Source organism: Saccharopolyspora sp. NPDC002376, from assembly GCF_053593195.1.
This window is the reverse complement of sequence record NZ_JBSFBZ010000006.1, coordinates 22404-37741: the sequence shown is the minus strand read 5'-3', so window position 1 is coordinate 37741 and position 15338 is coordinate 22404. Positions and strand designations below refer to the sequence as shown.

The following is a 15338-nucleotide window of genomic DNA, read 5'->3' as shown; positions in this document are numbered from 1 at the left end:
CCGTCATTCCTAGACTGGGCGGGTGAGCCTCACTGAACGCCGCAAGGCCGCCACCCAGCTGGAGATCGCCCGAGCCGCCGCTGCGCTGTTCGCCGAGCGCGGCTCCGACGGCACGACGGCCGAGTCGATCGCGGAGCGAGCGGGCGTGAGCCTGCGAACCTTCTACCGCTACTTCCGCATCAAGCAGGACGCCGTCGCGCCGCTGCTGAACTTCGGCGCCCGCCGCTGGCAGGACCTCCTGGCTGAAACACCGCACGACGTCCCCCTGCCGGACGCCCTGGAGCAGGCGGCACAACGCGCGATGACCGTCCGCGATGCGGACGACGCGGAATCCCTCGAGTGGGTCCGAGGACTCCTGCGCGCAGCAACCGACGATCAGGCCCTGCGCGCGGTGTGGGCGACGGTGAACCAGGATTCGGAGCAGAAGCTGCTCCCACTCCTCGCCGAGCGCACCGGCGCGGAACCGACCGACCTCCAAGTTCGCCTGACAGCAGCAGCTGCCACCACGGCGATCCGCGTAGCGGTCGAAACCTGGGCAGCGATGGACGCCGACGCATCCGAACCAGCAGTCGCAGACATCGCGGTCCGCTGCATGCGAGATCTGACGGCAGGCCTCAGTTCTCGCTTCTGAAGTCGCACACCTCATCGCTGACCAGTGTTCTCATCACGGGCCGATCACGGCGCGCCCCTCCGACAACGTCGATGAACCCGCGGCGGTGCGGGATGCGTGGAGGGGTTGAGTGTCTGCGCCGCTTCGAAGAAGAGCAGAACCAGGTTCGAGGAAAGGCTCTGAGATCGTGGGAAGAAAGGGCCTCGATCGAGATCGCCCCGGCGCAGGCTCTGACCATTTTCCGGACATCGCCGCTTGCCCGAGGACTGGCAGATTCCTCAGCAGCAACTCCGGAACCCAGTCAGTCCGGATCGGAAATCCGTGCTGGAAAACACTGAGGTAGCGAAGATCTTGACCACCCGAAGAAGCCACTGGTGGCGAGCTGCCGTGGTGACGGCTGCTGCCACCGGACTGCTGACCGGTGCGACCCAGCCCGCCATCGGCGCCTCCCCAGCAGAACCCCACAGCGTCGAGCAGCGGGCCTTCGAATCGGCCGCCGCCGAGTTCGGCGTCCCGGCACCGCTGCTGCTGGCCACCTCTTACCAGCTCACCAGGTGGGAGGACCACCGCGGTGAGCAGAGCAAGGCTGGCGGCTACGGCCCCATGCACCTCACCGAGGTCGACTTCGAGCAGCTGCGCCGCGAGAACCCGAAGCTGGAGAAGCTCGCCGACCACCCCTCCCTGCACACGCTGACCGAGGCCGCCGAACTCGTGGGCGTGCCGCCGGAGCAGATCAAGCGCGACCCGGAGCAGAACGTCCGGGCCGGTGCCGCGCTGCTGGCCGAACGCGCCAAGCGCCTCGGCGGCGGTCAGCTGCCGAACACCATCGGCGGCTGGTACCCGGCCGTCGCGGAGCTCAGCGGCAGCCCGCAGGCCAGCGGTGCGAGGTCCTTCGCCGACTCCGTCTACGAGGCGCTCGACCACGGCAGCAGCCGCACCACCTCGACCGGCCAGCGGGTCGGTTTCGCCAAGATCCCCCGGACAGTGCTGGACCGGGACCTGTCCGGCACCAACCTGAACGACGCCTCGGCGGCGGCGACCGCGCCCAAGCCGGAGTGCCCGGCCGAGCTGGACTGCCAGTACATCCCGGCCGCCTACGCGCCGACCGATCCGGAGGACCCCAGCGGCGGTTACGGCAACTACGACACCGCGAACCGCCCGAAGGACGTCCGGATCAACTCCATCGTCATCCACGACACCGAGATCTCGTACCAGTCCGCGATTTCGGCGTTCCAGGACCCGGCGCACGGCGCGACCTCGCACTACGTGATCCGCTCCTCCGACGGCCAGGTCACGCAGATGGTGCCCACCAAGGACATGCCGTGGCACGCCGGCAGCTGGGACCGCAACATGCGCTCCATCGGCATCGAGCACGAGGGCTGGGCCGCCGAGGGCGGCACCTGGTACACCGAGGAGATGTACCGCTCGTCGGCCGAGCTGGTGAAGTACCTCGCGGACAAGTACGACATCCCGCTGGACCGCGAGCACGTGCTCGGCCACGACGACGTCAGCGCCGACAAGCCGGAGCAGGCGGGCGGCGAGCACTACGACCCGGGCCCGTACTGGGACTGGGCGCACTACATGAACCTGCTCGACGCCCCGCTGGACGGCCACACCGGCGGCGACGACGCGGTGACCATCTTCCCCCGGTTCGACACGAACCGACCGGTGGTGACCGAGTGCCCGCCGAAGGAGGAATGCCGCGAACTGCCGTCGCAGCCGGCGAACTTCCTCTACCTGCGCACCGCACCGCGCGACGACGCCCCGCTGATCAGCACGCCCTCGGTGCACCCGCCCGGCTCGCCCGGCACCACCAAGATCGAGGACTGGTCGGCGAAGGCCACCGTCGGCCGCCAGTACGCGGTCGCGGAGCGCCGAGGCGACTGGCTGGCGCTCTGGTTCGACGGCAAGAAGGCCTGGCTGCGCGACCCGGACGGCACGAACACCGCCCCAGCCGATGACGCCGAGCTCGTGACCCCGGTTCGCGACGCGGTTCCGACCTACGGCATGGCGCTGCCGGCACCCGGCGACTACCCGGACGGCCTCGAGCCCCGGGTGATCAAGCCGCTCCCGTACGAGCTCCCGCTGGGTCAGGTGTACGTCGCGGGGCGGGCGAGCCGGGCGATCGACTACAACGTCGGCTACGACGGGGCGAACGACCCGAACAACCACACGGTGGTCATCGGCGGCGAGAAGTACGTCCCGATCTCCTACAACCACCGCTGGGTCTACGCGAAGGAGTCAGACCTCGAAGAGGCCTGACCGTCCAGGATCGAGTGAGCGCGAGCGCTGCGGCGTTCGCGCTCACCGCCATTTTGGAGTCCATTTAGGACGTACACCCGGTCAGCTCCTGCGTGCGCCGCATGGCGACGCTCTCACCGTGTGGGCGCTGCTCGTTCTCGTCGTGCTACCTCAGCCTTCGAACCTTCCGGACTTGACCGCAGCAACGAACGCCGACCACTGTTCGCGGTCGGCGGTCAAGTATCCACCGGCGCGGTTCTTCGTGTCGCGTACCGCTGCCCCATCGCCGAGGCGACCCACCTCGACGCAATCGGTCTGGTTCCCGCTACGGGTGGACTTGCGCCAGCCTGTGGGCGTAGTGGTCATTGATCGTGCTCCGTCCTGTCTGCAATCTCGGCGATGAACTCCGTGCTATCACTGGGATTCATCGCCGCACGGCGGAGCGTATCCGCCGCTGCCCGGTAATCGTCGACGTCTCCGGCGTCGGTGATCGTGGTGCTGGACCGGTAGTGCTCCAGGTGCACCACGGGTTTGGTCCGATCGAACTCGATGAGCACGAACGGCCCTTCGAGCGCCGGGGTGTAAACGCGATCTGCTAGGAGGACTTGGACTGACACGTTGTCGTATTTCGCCCACTTCAACAGCTCGTGCAGCTGATCAACCATGCCGACGTCGTCGCATGGCGGATGACGTAGCGCGTGCTCGCCAATGACAGCGCAGAACTCGACCGGGTTGCGCCGTCGAGTGATCACATCACGACGGCCGATTCGGTAGGTGACGCGCTGGTCGGCTTCGCCCCGGGTCGCGCCTGCGCCCGTGATGATCGCCCGCGCGTAGTCGGCGGTTTGCAGCAGGCCGGGGATCAGAAGCGGCTGCACGTTGGTGATGCGCTGCGCAGTGCGCTCGTACTCGGACAGCGCTGCGAGTTGACGCTCGACTCCCGGCGCGACCCAGTTCGGATCGGATGCGTCGCGAGCAAGTTCCAGCAGCCGGTCGCGCTCGTCGCCGGTGACGCCAAGGTGCGCCAGCACCGCGCCGGTGTCGGCCTCGCTCGGCGTGAGCTTGCCGTTTTCCCAGCGTGATACGTGCGTGTGCGACCGACCTAGGAGCTTCCCGAGCTGGTGCGTCGTCAGTCCAGACGCCTTGCGTGCTTCTCGGAGTTCTGCTCCAAGCTGCCTTGCGCGCGGCGTGTCCGCGGTGCTGGCCATGCACCAAATCCTATCGGCTGAACTCACCAACCAACATCACCACACGTTCGATGCATTGCCAATTTGGTGCATGCACCGAGATGCTAAGCATGCACCGATGATCAGGTGCACAACCGACCATGCGAGGTGAGGTCATGTATCCCTTCCACTGGGCTCCGGCTGCCGGGTGGCGGCATGCGAGTACCGATCGGCGGCCGGAGGGGGCTTTGGCCTATCCGACGGGGACTTCCGTGCGGACCTTGTGCCGGGAGGAGTTGTCCGCCGACAACTCCGAGATCGGCTGGCTGTGGCCCACCTGCGATGAGTGCAACGCCGAAGCCCACCGGATCGCTCGGGACGTTCACCGCAGCTCGATCGAGAGGAACAACTGACATGACCACTGCGCTGCCCGGGATCGTGATGATCGCCTCTGGCGTCGTGTTCTACCTGTTCACCATCTGCTGGATGACCGATCGACCGCAGCACTCCGGCGGCAAGGAAGGTGACCTATCGGTGTGGCAGCTCATCGCATATGTCGAAGCCGAGCAACAACAGGAACGGGTCGGCCGACACCGACTTCGCGAACCTCGACCTGAACCGCCACCACCCGCACCGAGCGTTCCAGCACCACCGCCGCTGGAACTTCAGCAGCGAGTCCTCGAATCGCTCACACGTCTCTGACTTGACGTGCTCGCGCGAAATCCGCGCGGACACCCCATTAGCCGGAGCCCCTGCCGCAGCCTCCCCGACTACGCGACGCGGGCTCTGACGGCCGGTCGGCGCGTTGTCCCCCTCCCCCGACGTGCCGACCGGCCACCCCCGCGATGCCAGGCGGTCTGCCCGCCTGACATCGCCCATCGATCCGCTCAAACGCTGGAATTCCCAATCGTTTTAAGAAAAGCCATGCCGCCCGACGAGTCAGTACAGCTCGATGACCAGCTTGTCGCTGAGCGCCCGGGAAACGCAGAGCGCCATCTGGTCTCCGGCAGCCCTGTCCGCATTGGACAGACAGTTGTCGCGGTGGTCGGGGACACCGTCGAGGACTCCGGACACGCAGGATCCGCAGATGCCCTCCTCGCAGGACTTCGCCACGTCCACGCCGCCCTCCTCCAGGACGGAGAGGATCGACTTGTCCGCCGGGACCTCGAACACCTCCCCGGTGTCGAGCTCCACGGTGAACGACGTGTCCGCGCTGGTGTCGACCTCGGTGGCGGTGAAGTGCTCGACGTGCACGTGGTCCTCGCCGACGACGGGGGCGAACACGTCGGTCACCTGGTCCATGAACCCCTGCGGCCCGCAGGTGTAGACGTGCGCGGCCGAGGTCAACGACCCGGCGACGTCAGCGAGCAGGGCCGGCTGTTCAGCGCGGGGAACGCCGAAGTGCAGGCGCACGTTCTCGCCGAACTCGTGCTCGAGCAGATCGGCGAAGGCGGCTTCGTCGCGAGTCCGGGCGAAGTAGTGCAGCTCGAACGCCGCGCCGACCCGGTGCAGCTCGTGGGCCATGCTCAGCAGCGGAGTCACGCCGATCCCGCCGGCGACGAGGACGTGGCGTTCCGCCTGCTCAGCAAGGCCCAGCAGGTTCCGCGGCGCCGAGACCTCAAGGCACTCGCCGGCCTCCACCGCGTGCAGCGCGACCGAGCCGCCCCGCGACTCCGGCTCCCGCTTCACCGCGATCAGCAACGACTTCCGGTCGGCGGGCCGCCCGCACAGCGAGTACTGCCGCAGCACCCCGGTCGGACCGGTGACGTCCACGTGCGCGCCCGCCCGGTAGGCGTCGAACGGCGCGCCGTCCTCGCGGACCAGCTTCAGCGCGCGGACGCCAACGGCCTCGTCGATCACCTCTTCAACCCGGACCTTCATCGCGACTCCCCTCATCAGCGCATGTAGAGGCCGCCGTTGGCGTCCCAACAGGCCCCGGTGACCGAGGCGGCCTCCGGCGAGACCAGCAGCGCCACCATCCGGGCGATGAACGCCGGGTCGCCGAGCCTGCGGACCGGGATGTTCTCCGCGAACGAGTCCAGCGAGTCCTCCCCGACGATGGACCGCACCATCGGACTGTCCTGCGGCCCCGGCGACACCGCGTTCACGGTGACCCCGCGCGGCGCGAGCTCCCGGGCGAAGACCTTGGTCGCCGACATGATCGCGCCCTTGGACGAGGCGTAATGACCACCAGTCGCGGTCCCGCCGTTCTGCCCGGCCAGCGAGGCCATGTTGACGATCCGGCCGTAGCCCTGGTCGGCGAAGTGCGCGCCGAAGACCTGGCAGGCGGCGAAGGTGCCGGTGAAGTTGACGGCCATCACGGCGTCGAGCTCCTCCGGCGTGATCTCCATCAGCGGCGTCGCCTGCGTGCGGGCGGCGTTGTTGACCAGGATGTGCACGCCACCGAAGTCGGCGACCACGTCGGCGAGCAGCTGCTGCAGGGCAGCGCGATCACGCACGTCGACGCGGTAGCTGCGCGCGGTGGCGCCGGTGCTGTCCAGCTCCGCGGCCAACGCCGACGCATCGTCCACATCGGACACCGCAACGCGGTAGCCCTCGGCGTGCAAGCGGCGGACGATGAACTCGCCCAGCCCGCTCGCCCCGCCGGTCACCACCGCGACTTGCGCGCTCACAGCAGGAATCCCGCTGCCGGAACGGCTTCCTGGCTGTCCACGAGCCGCACGACCTTCTGCACGATGCGGTCCGCACCCGTCTCCGAGAGCCGGATCCGGTGCACCAGGTCGCCCGCCCAGATGTCGTGGCGGCCGCGCTTGTAAGCGATGATGATCTGCGCCGACCGCAGCACCACCTCGTCGTCGGACACCGACTCCGGCACGAAGCGGGACACCGTGCGGGCCGTGCGGGCGGCGTCGACCGCCGCGATCGCGTAGCCCTCGATCATGCGGGTCACGCGCATCTGCCGCATGCGGGCATCGTCGTAGACCATGTTGAGCGAGTTCGCGAAGTCCTCGGTCTCCGGGTCGATCGGGATGATGTAGAGCCCGTCGTCCGCGAACAGCTCGTTCCAAGCCACGTAGTCCTTGCGATCGAGCAGTTCGGCCTCACGCCACACCAGCTCGATCGCCCGGACCACGCGGGGATCGGTCGTCGACAGCCGGGATTCCACCGCGGTCGCGTCAGTCATCGCCCATCATCTCCTTCCACTTGCCGTAGGCCGCGCGCATGCCGGTCTCGTCGGTGACGTGGGCGGTCGGCCAACCCTGCGAGCTGGTCTTCTCGCGACCGATGCCGCGGTTGACCATGATCGGCATGTCCGGGGCGCCCTGCGCACCGCGCTGGACCCGGTCCCAGCCTTCGGCGTCATCGGGGGTGCCGAAGCCGAACGGTCCCTGGAAGTGCTCGTGGATGCGCAGCCGCTCGCGGTTGACGGCGTCGACCTCGGGCGGGCCGTCCGGACCGATCGCGATGTGCTCGATGTAGGTCTCGTTGGCCGCGACCGGGCGCAACACCCGGAAGAACGCCGCGGACATCGAGACGTTCGGGAACAGGTTGAGGTTGAACCCGGTGCCGTGCATGGCGCGGACCAGCTTGCGCACCTGCGCCTCGTCGAGCGTCTTCGACAGCTCCGCGACGAGGTCGTCGAACCGGCCCTGGAGCGGTTCGCTGCCGTCGTCGGCGTCGAGGTCGGAGTGCTCGGGCACCATCTGCATCACGCTGTGCCCGTTGCCGAGGTCGTGGGTGATCGCGGCCGGGTCGTTCATGAACGACATCATGTCCGCGGTCTCGGCGTCGACGGAGGCCATCCACGACCGGTGCACGATCGGGAAGTGGTAGCCGTCGGTGGTGTTCTCCAGCTGGATCTTCCAGTTGCCGCGGAACTTGAACTGGTGCTTGCCCAGCACCTTGATCGGGTAGCCGCCGCCCTGCTTCATGAACAGGTCGATCCACTGCCGGGCGTCGCCGAGGAACTCCTCCAGCGGCTCGGCATCCTCGTTGAACGTCGCGAACACCAGACCGCCGTAGGTCTCGGTGCGCAGCTTCTTCAGCGACAGCTCGGACTTGTCGACGACGCCTTCGTAGCCGTCCGGGTACGGGATGCCGCGCAGCTGCCCGTTCAGCCCGTACGACCAGGCGTGATAGGGGCAGGTGAAGCCGTTGGCCTTGCCGCTGGGCTTCTCGCAGAGGCTGGCGCCGCGGTGGCGGCAGCGGTTGAGCAGGGTGCGCAGCTCGCCCTTGCGGTCGCGGGTGACGATCACCGGCTGCTTGCCGACGTAGGTCGACTTGAAGGTGCCCGGGCCGGGCAGCTCGCTCTCGTGCGCGACCCACACCCAGGCGCGCTCGAAGATCTTGGTCAGCTCCTGCTCGAAGATCTCCGGGTCGGTGTAGAGGCGGCCGGCGACCCGGTCCCCGGCGACCAGATCGGCAGCGGCGGTGGTGTTGTCGGTCATCGGGATCTCCCTGGTCAGTCGGGAAGCTCGACGTCTTCGCGGACGGTGAGCGCGCGGCCCATCCGGGCCTCGATCCGGGCGAAGCGCCACAGCTTGGCGGGCCCGTCGGCGACCTGCGTCGTGCGGAAGAGGTTGCACGCGGCCTTGACCGTCTCCTGCGAGTCGACGTCGGCGAGGATGTAGCAGGTCCAGGGCCAGCCCTCGGACGGTCCGACCATGTGCGAGTCGTCGTCCATGTCGCCGATGAAGTCCACCCCGGGCAGCGCCTTGAGCTGGTCCATCATCGAGACGAACGCCTGCCAGACGTCACCGATCTGGATGCCGTCGGTGGGCAGGTCGAAGAAGTTCTGGTTGATGCCGATGCAGAACAGCACGCGGAGCGGCTGAGCCGTCATGCGGACCTCCTTCATGGTGGTGTCAGCGGAAACCTGGTGTGGTGGGCGGCATTCCCATGAGGACCGCGCCCGCCGCGTCGTACATCGACGGGCCCAGGAAGGCGTGCTGCTTGGGGACGAGCGCGTCGCCGTGCAGCAGCTGCAGCGGGTGTCCGGTGTTGATCGGCGCGGTGCCGGAGACCTCCAGCAGGCCGGCGACGACGTCGGAGGAGGTCTTCGCCAGGTGCGCGGAGGACAGCCGCAGCTGCGCGTTCTGCTCGTCGGTGGCCTCATCACCGGCCACCACGGTCTCCCAGACCTCGTTGCTGACCTCGTAGAACCACGCCCGGGCGGAACGAAGCGCGGCCTCCGCACCAGCGACCGCGGTGCGGTAGTAGGGGCGGTCGGCCAGCTTCGGAGCACCAGTGACCCCGGCGTAGCCGGCACCGACCGCTTCGGCGTGGTCGAGCGCGGCGCGGGCCACTCCGGCGCCGACGATGGCGAGCACCTGGGCGGCGTAGGCGATCGTCGGGTAGCGGTAGAGCGGCTCGTCCACAGTGGGCGTTCCGCCGCGGATGAAGGTCCACTCCCGCGGCACTTCGGCGCCTCGCACCACCAGGTCGAACGACCCGGTGCCGCGCATGCCGACGACGTCCCACTCCTGGACGATCTCGACCTGCTCGGGGCGCAGCAGCGCGGTTCGCGGCTTGCCCGCGGTGGTTTCGTCGCCCGGGATGCCCACGCCGAGGACGTCGGCGCCCATGCACCCGCTGGCGAACTTCCACCGGCCGTCGACCCGGAAACCGGTTTCGGTCGGCTCAGCGGGCTGCACCGGGAACAGGCCGCCGGCGAAGGCCAGGTCCGGGCCGTCGCGGTAGATCTCGGCCTGCGTCTCGAGCGGCAGCGCGGCCAGGTAGACCAGGGCGGACCCGAAGCTGGCGACCCAGCCGGTGGAACCGTCCACCGCTGAGATCCGTTCGATCCGCTGCAGGAAGTCCGCCGGGGCGAGCGGCTGGCCGCCGAATCTCGTCGGGGTGGCGGCGCGGTAGATCCCGAGCTCCTTGAGCCGGGCGATGAAGTCCTTCGGCACGTAGCGCTGCTTGCGGAACTCGACCCGCCGCTCGGCGAGCTCCGCCAGCACGTCCTCGAAGGTGACACCGTCGGCTTGCAGGGTGTGCACCATCTCAGCTCCCTCTCGTTGCTGGACGGTTCCCGACGTTACGAACGCACCCGCCACCGCGGAATTGGTATTGCCTCTGCCGCCGTAGGGGATTCCTTCAGTGCGGACCCCCGCGCACCGCCCTTACGCTGGCCCGATGCAGGTCGATCCGCGCGCGCCCGAACTGACGGCGCAGGACTTCGTCGCGATGGTGCACGCCACCCGGATGTGCGTGCTGCTGCACGACGCCGCGACCAAGGACATCCTCTGGGCCAACCCGGCGGCGTGCGAGATGCTCGAGTGGAGCGTCGACGAGCTGCGCCCGCTCAAGGCCAACGACATGAGCAGCTCCGCCCAGCAGTACGACCGGGTGATCGGCCGCGCCTGGCTGCAGGAGGCCGTCGAGAAGGGCGCGAGCCGGATCCAGTGGCACTACCGCGCCAAATCGGGCCGGGTGATCCCGACCGACGCGATCGCCCTCCTGGTCGAGCTGGAGCACGGACCTGCGGTGATGGTGCAGTTCCGGGACATCGAGCGCGAGCAGGAGGTCGAGCGCGAGCTGCGCCTGACCACGTCGTGGGTGGACGCACTGGCCCACCACACCTCGACCATCGCGCTGATGCTGGACTCCGCCGGAACGATCCGGTTCGCCACCAACACCGCGCTGCCGCTCATCGGCGCTCGGCCCGGTGAACCGCTCGGTCCGCTCACCGACCACGCGCGGCTGCGACTGCACGGTCGAGTGTCCACATGGGACGAAGTGCTGGTGCGGACGGATCCGGTCACCTCGGTGCAGCTGGAGATCCCGGGTCGGCCCGATCCCGTCTACTTGGAGGGCAGCCTCGAACGGTTGCAGGAAGCCGATGGCGACGCGCTGCTGATGATCTTGCACGACGTGTCCGAGCGGGTCCACGGTCAGGTGCGTCGGGAACAAGAGATGCACCGGGAGAACTACTACGCGCGCTACACCGCGATGGGCGACATGGCGATGGCCATCGCGCACGAGCTCGGCCAGCCCCTGGCCGCCGCGGGGAACTTCCTGGCCGGTGCTCGCGCTGCGGCACAGGCGGATTCGCGCGTCGGGTACGGCATCGACAACGCGGTGCGGCAGATCGACCGGGCGTCCACCATCGTCAGCTCGGTGCGCGCGTTCGTCGGCCACCTCGAGCACGTGCAGCAGGTCGCCGACCTCAACGACGTCCTCGAGGAATGCCTGTACTTCGTCCGGTTGCGGGCGGATCCGGTGGGCATCGACGTGCAGGTGGAGCGCAGTCCGGAGCCGGTGCTCGTGCGCTGCGAGCGGGTGCTGACCGGGCAGGTGGTGCTCAACCTGTGCTTCAACGCGATCGACGAGATGGCGGTCTGCGCCCCGGACCGGCGGCAGCTGACCGTCACCACCCGGGTCGACGGGGACACCGGGGTGCTCACCGTCGACGACCAGGGCCGAGGGCTTCCGCGCGATCCGTTCGAGCAGACCTTCACCGACAAGGAGCACGGCAGCGGCATCGGCCTGGCGCTGAGCTACCGGATCATCACGCGCCAGCACGGCACGATCTGGAGCGAGCAACGCGACGAAGGCGGCTCCCGCTTCGGTTTCACCCTGCCACTGGCGGAGTCGTGAGCTGCGGAAACGGTCCCGCGGGGTTGGCTGCCCGTAGGGGAAATCCTCAGCCGGGCGCGGGGAAGTCTCGATTCCCGGGCAGCGGGCTCGTGCGTAGCGTCTCAACGGTGCCGGTAACCGTCCTGCCACAGGAGGAATCGTGCCCGAGCTGACCTCGTCCCAACGCGAATTCCGCACCGCGATGGCGAATCTGTCGGCGGCCGTCAACGTCGTCACCACCGACGGAGCCCACGGGCTCGCCGGGATGACCGTCAGCGCGGCCTGCTCGGTGACGGACTCGCCCCCGACCGTCCTGGTGTGCGTCAACCGGTCCAGCCGATCCCACGGCATCCTGGTCGCCAACGGCCGGATCTGCATCAACGTGCTCGGCGCCGACCAGGAAGACCTGGCGATGCACTTCGCCGGCGCCACGAAGGTGCCGACCGCGCAGCGGTTCACCGAGGACTGCTGGGACCTGGAGTCCGAAGGCGTCCCGGTCCTGCGCGGTGCGCCCGCCTCGATCATCGGCCGGATCATCGCCGAACGCGCCCAGGGCTCGCACTCGGTGATGTTCGTCGAAGCCGACAAGGTGCTGACCAGCGAGGACAGCGGTGCTTTGGTCTACTTCCAGCGCCGCTTCCACAGCCTGACCGCAGCCCCGCTGAGCGCCTGAGCCCGCCCGCGGAAAGGAGATCGCCGGATGCCCACCCCCTCGGACACCTCGGATGCTTCGGATTCCGAACCGACGCGGATGACGCTGACCTGCTACAACGACACCCACGGCTACGGCTGGCGGCACGTCGACCTGTTCGTCCACGACACCGAGGGCCGCGAGCTGAACTGGGTCCACTGGGCGGTCCCGGCGGACGGTCCGGACGCGGCCGACGCGGTCACCGCCGAGGTGGAGCCGCAGCTGCGGCGGACCTCGGAGTGGCGGCACGACGTCAGCGCCAGCGGCATGGACTACTGGGTGGCCGACGCGGCGTGGGAGCAGCAGTGACCGAACCGCTCTGGCAGCCATGGTCGCTGCGCTCGCTCGTCAACTCGCTGACCAGCGGCGACATCACCCCCGCCGAGGCGCACCAACGCTCTCGCGCGCGGATCGCCGAGACCGAGCCCGAGCTGCGGGCGTGGGTGGAGCTGGATCCGGACGTCTCCCCGGTCGCTGACGGGCCGCTCGGTGGGGTTCCGCTCGCGGTCAAGGACATCATCGATCTCGCCGGACTGCCCACCAGGTGCGGTTCGCAGCTGCGCGCTTCTGCCGTGGCCGCTGAGGCTGACGCGACGATCGTGACCGCGTGGCGGCGGGCTGGCGCTGTGCCGATCGGCAAGTCGGTGACCACCGAGTTCGCGTACTTCGCGCCCGGTCCGACCCGCAACCCGGCCGCGCTCTCCCACACACCGGGCGGATCCTCCAGCGGCTCGGCTGCAGCCGTCGGCGCTGGTCAGGTGCCACTTGCGCTGGGCTCGCAGACCGCTGCTTCGGTGACCCGACCCGCCGCGTTCTGCGGTGTCGCGTCGCTGGTGCTCAGCCGCGGCCGGTTCCCGGTCGACGGGGTCACCGGGCTGAGCCCGAGCCTGGACAGCCACGGCTTCCTGACCGCCGGCGCCTCCGACCTGGCCGTGGCCTGGTCCGCGCTGACCGGCGAACCCGACCCCGCCCTGACGGCGGACCGACCGCCCCGCCTGCTGCTCTGGACGGCGGAGCCGTTCGACATCGACCCGCAGATGACGGCCGCCCTGACCAGTGCCTGCGCCGAGCTGCGCGCCGCCGGCGCGATGATCGACGAGTTCCCCGAGGCGGAGCTGATCACCCAGCTCGCCGCCGCGCACCCGGTGATCATGGCCTACGAAGCCGCCCGCGAACGCTCCGAAGAACTGGCAGCGTCATCCGCTTTGAGCACGCAGCTGGCGACCCTCCTGAAAACCGGCGCGGCCACCCCAGAGCACGACTACGAATCCGCCCGCCACACCACGACAAAGGCAGGCGTCCGCGTAGCGGAACTCCTCTCCACCTACGACGCAGTCCTAAGCCCAGCCGCCCTCGGTCCAGCCCCCACAGGCCTGGACGCCACCGGCGACCCGATCCTCAGCCGCCCCTGGCAAGCCCTCGGCCTCCCAGCAGCCTGCATCCCAGGAATGCGCACGCCTGCGGGCCTCCCCCTCGGCCTCCAGCTCATCGGCACCCGCGAGTCCGAACTCCTCACCACCGCCTGCTGGGTCGAGTCAACGCTCCGCCCCTGATCACCCCGCCAAACCACAGTTTCAATTGAAACTGCAGATTTCAGTCGCGACTGAACACAGTTTCAATTGAAACTGTAAATCCCACCCACGGCGGATCACAGTTTCAATTGAAACTGCACACCCCCGCGTGTCGGGACCCCCGCGTGTCGGGACCTGTGGACAGGTCGTCGTGGCTGTGGAGGACTTCCACGATTTCAATGGAAATCAGACGTCTGATTTCCATTGAAATCGCGTCTCCCCTGGTCGGGGACCGCCGCTGCGGGTGGGACGTGTGCGGTGGTGGGGGTCAGACGTCTACTCGGTGGAGGAGGATGTCCCGGACCAGGGTGGCGAGGCTTTCGGCGTCCGCCTTCGCCTTGATCCGGGCTCGGTGGACGTCGACGGTTTTGACGCTGGTGCCGAGCTTTCCCGCGATGGTCTGGCTCGGCAGGCCCTCGATGACCAGCCGCAACACCTCCCGCTCGCGCGGGGTCAGCGACTCCAGGCGGGCCGCGACGGCGCTGCGATCGGCGTGCTCGGCGAAGCGGTGGCGGGCCTCGTCCAGCTGCGCCTGCACCAGCTCCACCATCCGCTGCGGCTGGTAGGGCTTCTCCAGGAAGTCGACGGCGCCGCGGGTGACGGCGCGGACCGACATCGGGATGTCGCCGTGGGCCGAGCAGAACACCACCGGCGCCGGGTAGTCCATCTCCAGCAGCCGGTCCTGCAGCTGGAAGCCGCTGATCCCGGGCATCCGCACGTCGACGATGACCACGGCGACCTCGGCCGGGTCGAACTCCGCCAGGAAGGTGCTGGCGTCGGGGTAGGTCAGGGCCTGGACGCCGATGCTCTCCAGCAGGAACACCAGCGACTGCCGCAGGTCCGCATCGTCGTCGACGATGTGCACCACCGGTTCCGTGTTCTCCGAGGTCACCGGACCCGCCTCCTCCGCGTCGCCACCACCCGCCCGGTCACGGCTTCATCAGCACCGACGCGGACGGGTGGTCGCTGACCCAGTCCGCGGCGAGCGGCGCGATGAACACGTTCTCGGTGCGCGTGCGTGTGATCCTCCAACCATCCTCGTCTTTTCGGAAGGCATTGTTAAGCCGGCTGGAGCGCAGCAGGGCCTTGCCGTCGGAGAACAGCCAGGGCTGCACGTGGATCCACTGGCCGGTCGCCTCGGTGCCGTCGACGTGGATCTGCTCCGAGGTGAGGTAGTGCGCGTTCAGCAGCAGCGCCGGGTCCTGCTTCTCGCCCCAGAACGCCTCGAAGTGCGCGCGGATCGCCGCGGCGCCCTCCGCCCGGCCGAACTGGCCGTCGTAGTACTCGCCCACGCCCTCCCAGACGGCGTCCTCGGCGTAGAGCTCCATGATCAGGTCGATGCGGTGGGCGTCGTCGCGGACGCCGAACTCCGGGCAAGGCGTGTCGCACAGGAACATGTAGCGGGCCTGGATCCGGCGGATCTCGGCTTCGGCCTCCAGAACCTCGACCCGGCGGGCCAGTTCGGCGACGGTCTTCTCCAACGACATATTCACCTCACGGGATGTTCCGAGCCAGAA

General features: G+C 68.7%; 18 protein-coding genes. 8 read left to right on the top strand and 10 right to left on the bottom strand.

Annotated elements, in window-relative coordinates:
* Window positions 1–22: 22 nt before the first annotated feature.
* A complete protein-coding gene (locus ACWCO2_RS06620) occupies window positions 23–631 on the top strand; it encodes a TetR family transcriptional regulator (protein WP_450126716.1) in 609 nt (202 codons plus the stop codon).
* Between the two features lie 330 nt (window positions 632–961).
* Window positions 962–2872 (top strand): N-acetylmuramoyl-L-alanine amidase, encoded by a 1911-nt coding sequence (locus tag ACWCO2_RS06615; protein WP_450126715.1) that lies wholly within the window; start codon window positions 962–964, stop codon window positions 2870–2872.
* A 150-nt stretch (window positions 2873–3022) separates the two neighbouring features.
* Here ACWCO2_RS06615 and ACWCO2_RS06610 read toward each other — a convergent pair whose 3' ends face one another.
* Together ACWCO2_RS06610 and ACWCO2_RS06605 are read right to left on the bottom strand one after the other, a co-directional pair.
* The gene (locus tag ACWCO2_RS06610) at window positions 3023–3217 is read right to left on the bottom strand and encodes a DUF397 domain-containing protein (RefSeq protein ID WP_450126714.1); all 195 of its coding nucleotides are present in this window, start codon (window positions 3215–3217) and stop codon (window positions 3023–3025) included.
* Window positions 3214–4059: a helix-turn-helix domain-containing protein gene (locus ACWCO2_RS06605; RefSeq protein ID WP_450126713.1), complete on the bottom strand. Its 846-nt coding sequence runs from the start codon at window positions 4057–4059 to the stop codon at window positions 3214–3216. The genes ACWCO2_RS06610 and ACWCO2_RS06605 overlap by 4 nt, the downstream gene beginning before the upstream one ends.
* 119 nt (window positions 4060–4178) lie before the next feature.
* Here ACWCO2_RS06605 and ACWCO2_RS06600 point away from each other — a divergent pair, with 119 nt between their 5' ends.
* On the top strand, window positions 4179–4430 hold the full coding sequence (locus tag ACWCO2_RS06600) for a zinc finger protein (protein WP_450126712.1): 252 nt from the start codon (window positions 4179–4181) through the stop codon (window positions 4428–4430).
* Window position 4431: 1 nt separating this feature from the next.
* Window positions 4432–4719 (top strand): hypothetical protein, encoded by a 288-nt coding sequence (locus ACWCO2_RS06595; RefSeq protein ID WP_450126711.1) that lies wholly within the window; start codon window positions 4432–4434, stop codon window positions 4717–4719.
* Between the two features lie 237 nt (window positions 4720–4956).
* Here the strand turns inward: ACWCO2_RS06595 and ACWCO2_RS06590 are convergent, their stop codons facing one another.
* The 6 genes from ACWCO2_RS06590 to ACWCO2_RS06565 are packed head-to-tail and all read right to left on the bottom strand — an operon-like array spanning window position 4957 to window position 9983.
* Window positions 4957–5898, bottom strand: coding sequence for a PDR/VanB family oxidoreductase (locus ACWCO2_RS06590; protein WP_450126710.1), 942 nt, complete (start codon window positions 5896–5898; stop codon window positions 4957–4959).
* 14 nt (window positions 5899–5912) lie between these two features.
* Entirely contained in the window at window positions 5913–6650 is a 738-nt protein-coding gene (locus ACWCO2_RS06585; protein ID WP_450126709.1) for an SDR family NAD(P)-dependent oxidoreductase, read from the bottom strand.
* Window positions 6647–7162: an aromatic-ring-hydroxylating dioxygenase subunit beta gene (locus ACWCO2_RS06580; RefSeq protein ID WP_450126708.1), complete on the bottom strand. Its 516-nt coding sequence runs from the start codon at window positions 7160–7162 to the stop codon at window positions 6647–6649. Before ACWCO2_RS06580 ends, ACWCO2_RS06585 begins: the two co-directional genes overlap by 4 nt.
* Entirely contained in the window at window positions 7155–8426 is a 1272-nt protein-coding gene (locus ACWCO2_RS06575) for an aromatic ring-hydroxylating oxygenase subunit alpha (RefSeq protein WP_450126707.1), read from the bottom strand. Before ACWCO2_RS06575 ends, ACWCO2_RS06580 begins: the two co-directional genes overlap by 8 nt.
* Before the next feature lie 14 nt (window positions 8427–8440).
* Window positions 8441–8821, bottom strand: coding sequence for a hypothetical protein (locus tag ACWCO2_RS06570; RefSeq protein WP_270950089.1), 381 nt, complete (start codon window positions 8819–8821; stop codon window positions 8441–8443).
* 22 nt (window positions 8822–8843) lie between these two features.
* Window positions 8844–9983, bottom strand: coding sequence for an acyl-CoA dehydrogenase family protein (locus ACWCO2_RS06565; RefSeq protein ID WP_450126706.1), 1140 nt, complete (start codon window positions 9981–9983; stop codon window positions 8844–8846).
* A gap of 133 nt (window positions 9984–10116) precedes the next feature.
* Between ACWCO2_RS06565 and ACWCO2_RS06560 the strand changes: the two genes are divergently transcribed.
* From ACWCO2_RS06560 to ACWCO2_RS06545, 4 genes are all read left to right on the top strand, one after another.
* Window positions 10117–11580, top strand: coding sequence for an ATP-binding protein (locus ACWCO2_RS06560; protein WP_450126705.1), 1464 nt, complete (start codon window positions 10117–10119; stop codon window positions 11578–11580).
* Window positions 11581–11719: 139 nt separating this feature from the next.
* Entirely contained in the window at window positions 11720–12232 is a 513-nt protein-coding gene (locus tag ACWCO2_RS06555; RefSeq protein ID WP_450126704.1) for a flavin reductase, read from the top strand.
* Window positions 12233–12259: 27 nt separating this feature from the next.
* Window positions 12260–12559 (top strand): hypothetical protein, encoded by a 300-nt coding sequence (locus ACWCO2_RS06550; protein WP_450126703.1) that lies wholly within the window; start codon window positions 12260–12262, stop codon window positions 12557–12559.
* A complete protein-coding gene (locus ACWCO2_RS06545; protein WP_450126702.1) occupies window positions 12556–13803 on the top strand; it encodes an amidase in 1248 nt (415 codons plus the stop codon). The genes ACWCO2_RS06550 and ACWCO2_RS06545 overlap by 4 nt, the downstream gene beginning before the upstream one ends.
* A 286-nt stretch (window positions 13804–14089) precedes the next feature.
* On the opposite strand, the gene ACWCO2_RS06540 is transcribed toward ACWCO2_RS06545, so the two are convergent.
* Both ACWCO2_RS06540 and ACWCO2_RS06535 read right to left on the bottom strand, forming a co-directional pair.
* Entirely contained in the window at window positions 14090–14713 is a 624-nt protein-coding gene (locus tag ACWCO2_RS06540; protein WP_450126701.1) for a response regulator transcription factor, read from the bottom strand.
* Window positions 14714–14750: 37 nt separating this feature from the next.
* Complete coding sequence (locus ACWCO2_RS06535) at window positions 14751–15308, bottom strand: nuclear transport factor 2 family protein (protein ID WP_450126700.1); 558 nt, start codon at window positions 15306–15308, stop codon at window positions 14751–14753.
* Window positions 15309–15338: the final 30 nt, after the last annotated feature.

Bases quoted from the DNA above. Each gene is read 5' to 3' on its own strand.
- ACWCO2_RS06610 (WP_450126714.1), bottom strand. From the start codon at position 3,217: ATGACCACTACGCCCACAGGCTGGCGCAAGTCCACCCGTAGCGGGAAC.
- ACWCO2_RS06535 (WP_450126700.1), bottom strand. From the start codon at position 15,308: ATGTCGTTGGAGAAGACCGTCGCCGAACTGGCCCGCCGGGTCGAGGTT.
- ACWCO2_RS06600 (WP_450126712.1), top strand. From the start codon at position 4,179: ATGCGAGGTGAGGTCATGTATCCCTTCCACTGGGCTCCGGCTGCCGGG.
- ACWCO2_RS06580 (WP_450126708.1), bottom strand. From the start codon at position 7,162: ATGACTGACGCGACCGCGGTGGAATCCCGGCTGTCGACGACCGATCCC.
- ACWCO2_RS06605 (WP_450126713.1), bottom strand. From the start codon at position 4,059: ATGGCCAGCACCGCGGACACGCCGCGCGCAAGGCAGCTTGGAGCAGAA.
- ACWCO2_RS06570 (WP_270950089.1), bottom strand. From the start codon at position 8,821: ATGACGGCTCAGCCGCTCCGCGTGCTGTTCTGCATCGGCATCAACCAG.
- ACWCO2_RS06590 (WP_450126710.1), bottom strand. From the start codon at position 5,898: ATGAAGGTCCGGGTTGAAGAGGTGATCGACGAGGCCGTTGGCGTCCGC.
- ACWCO2_RS06595 (WP_450126711.1), top strand. From the start codon at position 4,432: ATGACCACTGCGCTGCCCGGGATCGTGATGATCGCCTCTGGCGTCGTG.
- ACWCO2_RS06575 (WP_450126707.1), bottom strand. From the start codon at position 8,426: ATGACCGACAACACCACCGCCGCTGCCGATCTGGTCGCCGGGGACCGG.
- ACWCO2_RS06560 (WP_450126705.1), top strand. From the start codon at position 10,117: ATGCAGGTCGATCCGCGCGCGCCCGAACTGACGGCGCAGGACTTCGTC.
- ACWCO2_RS06550 (WP_450126703.1), top strand. From the start codon at position 12,260: ATGCCCACCCCCTCGGACACCTCGGATGCTTCGGATTCCGAACCGACG.
- ACWCO2_RS06565 (WP_450126706.1), bottom strand. From the start codon at position 9,983: ATGGTGCACACCCTGCAAGCCGACGGTGTCACCTTCGAGGACGTGCTG.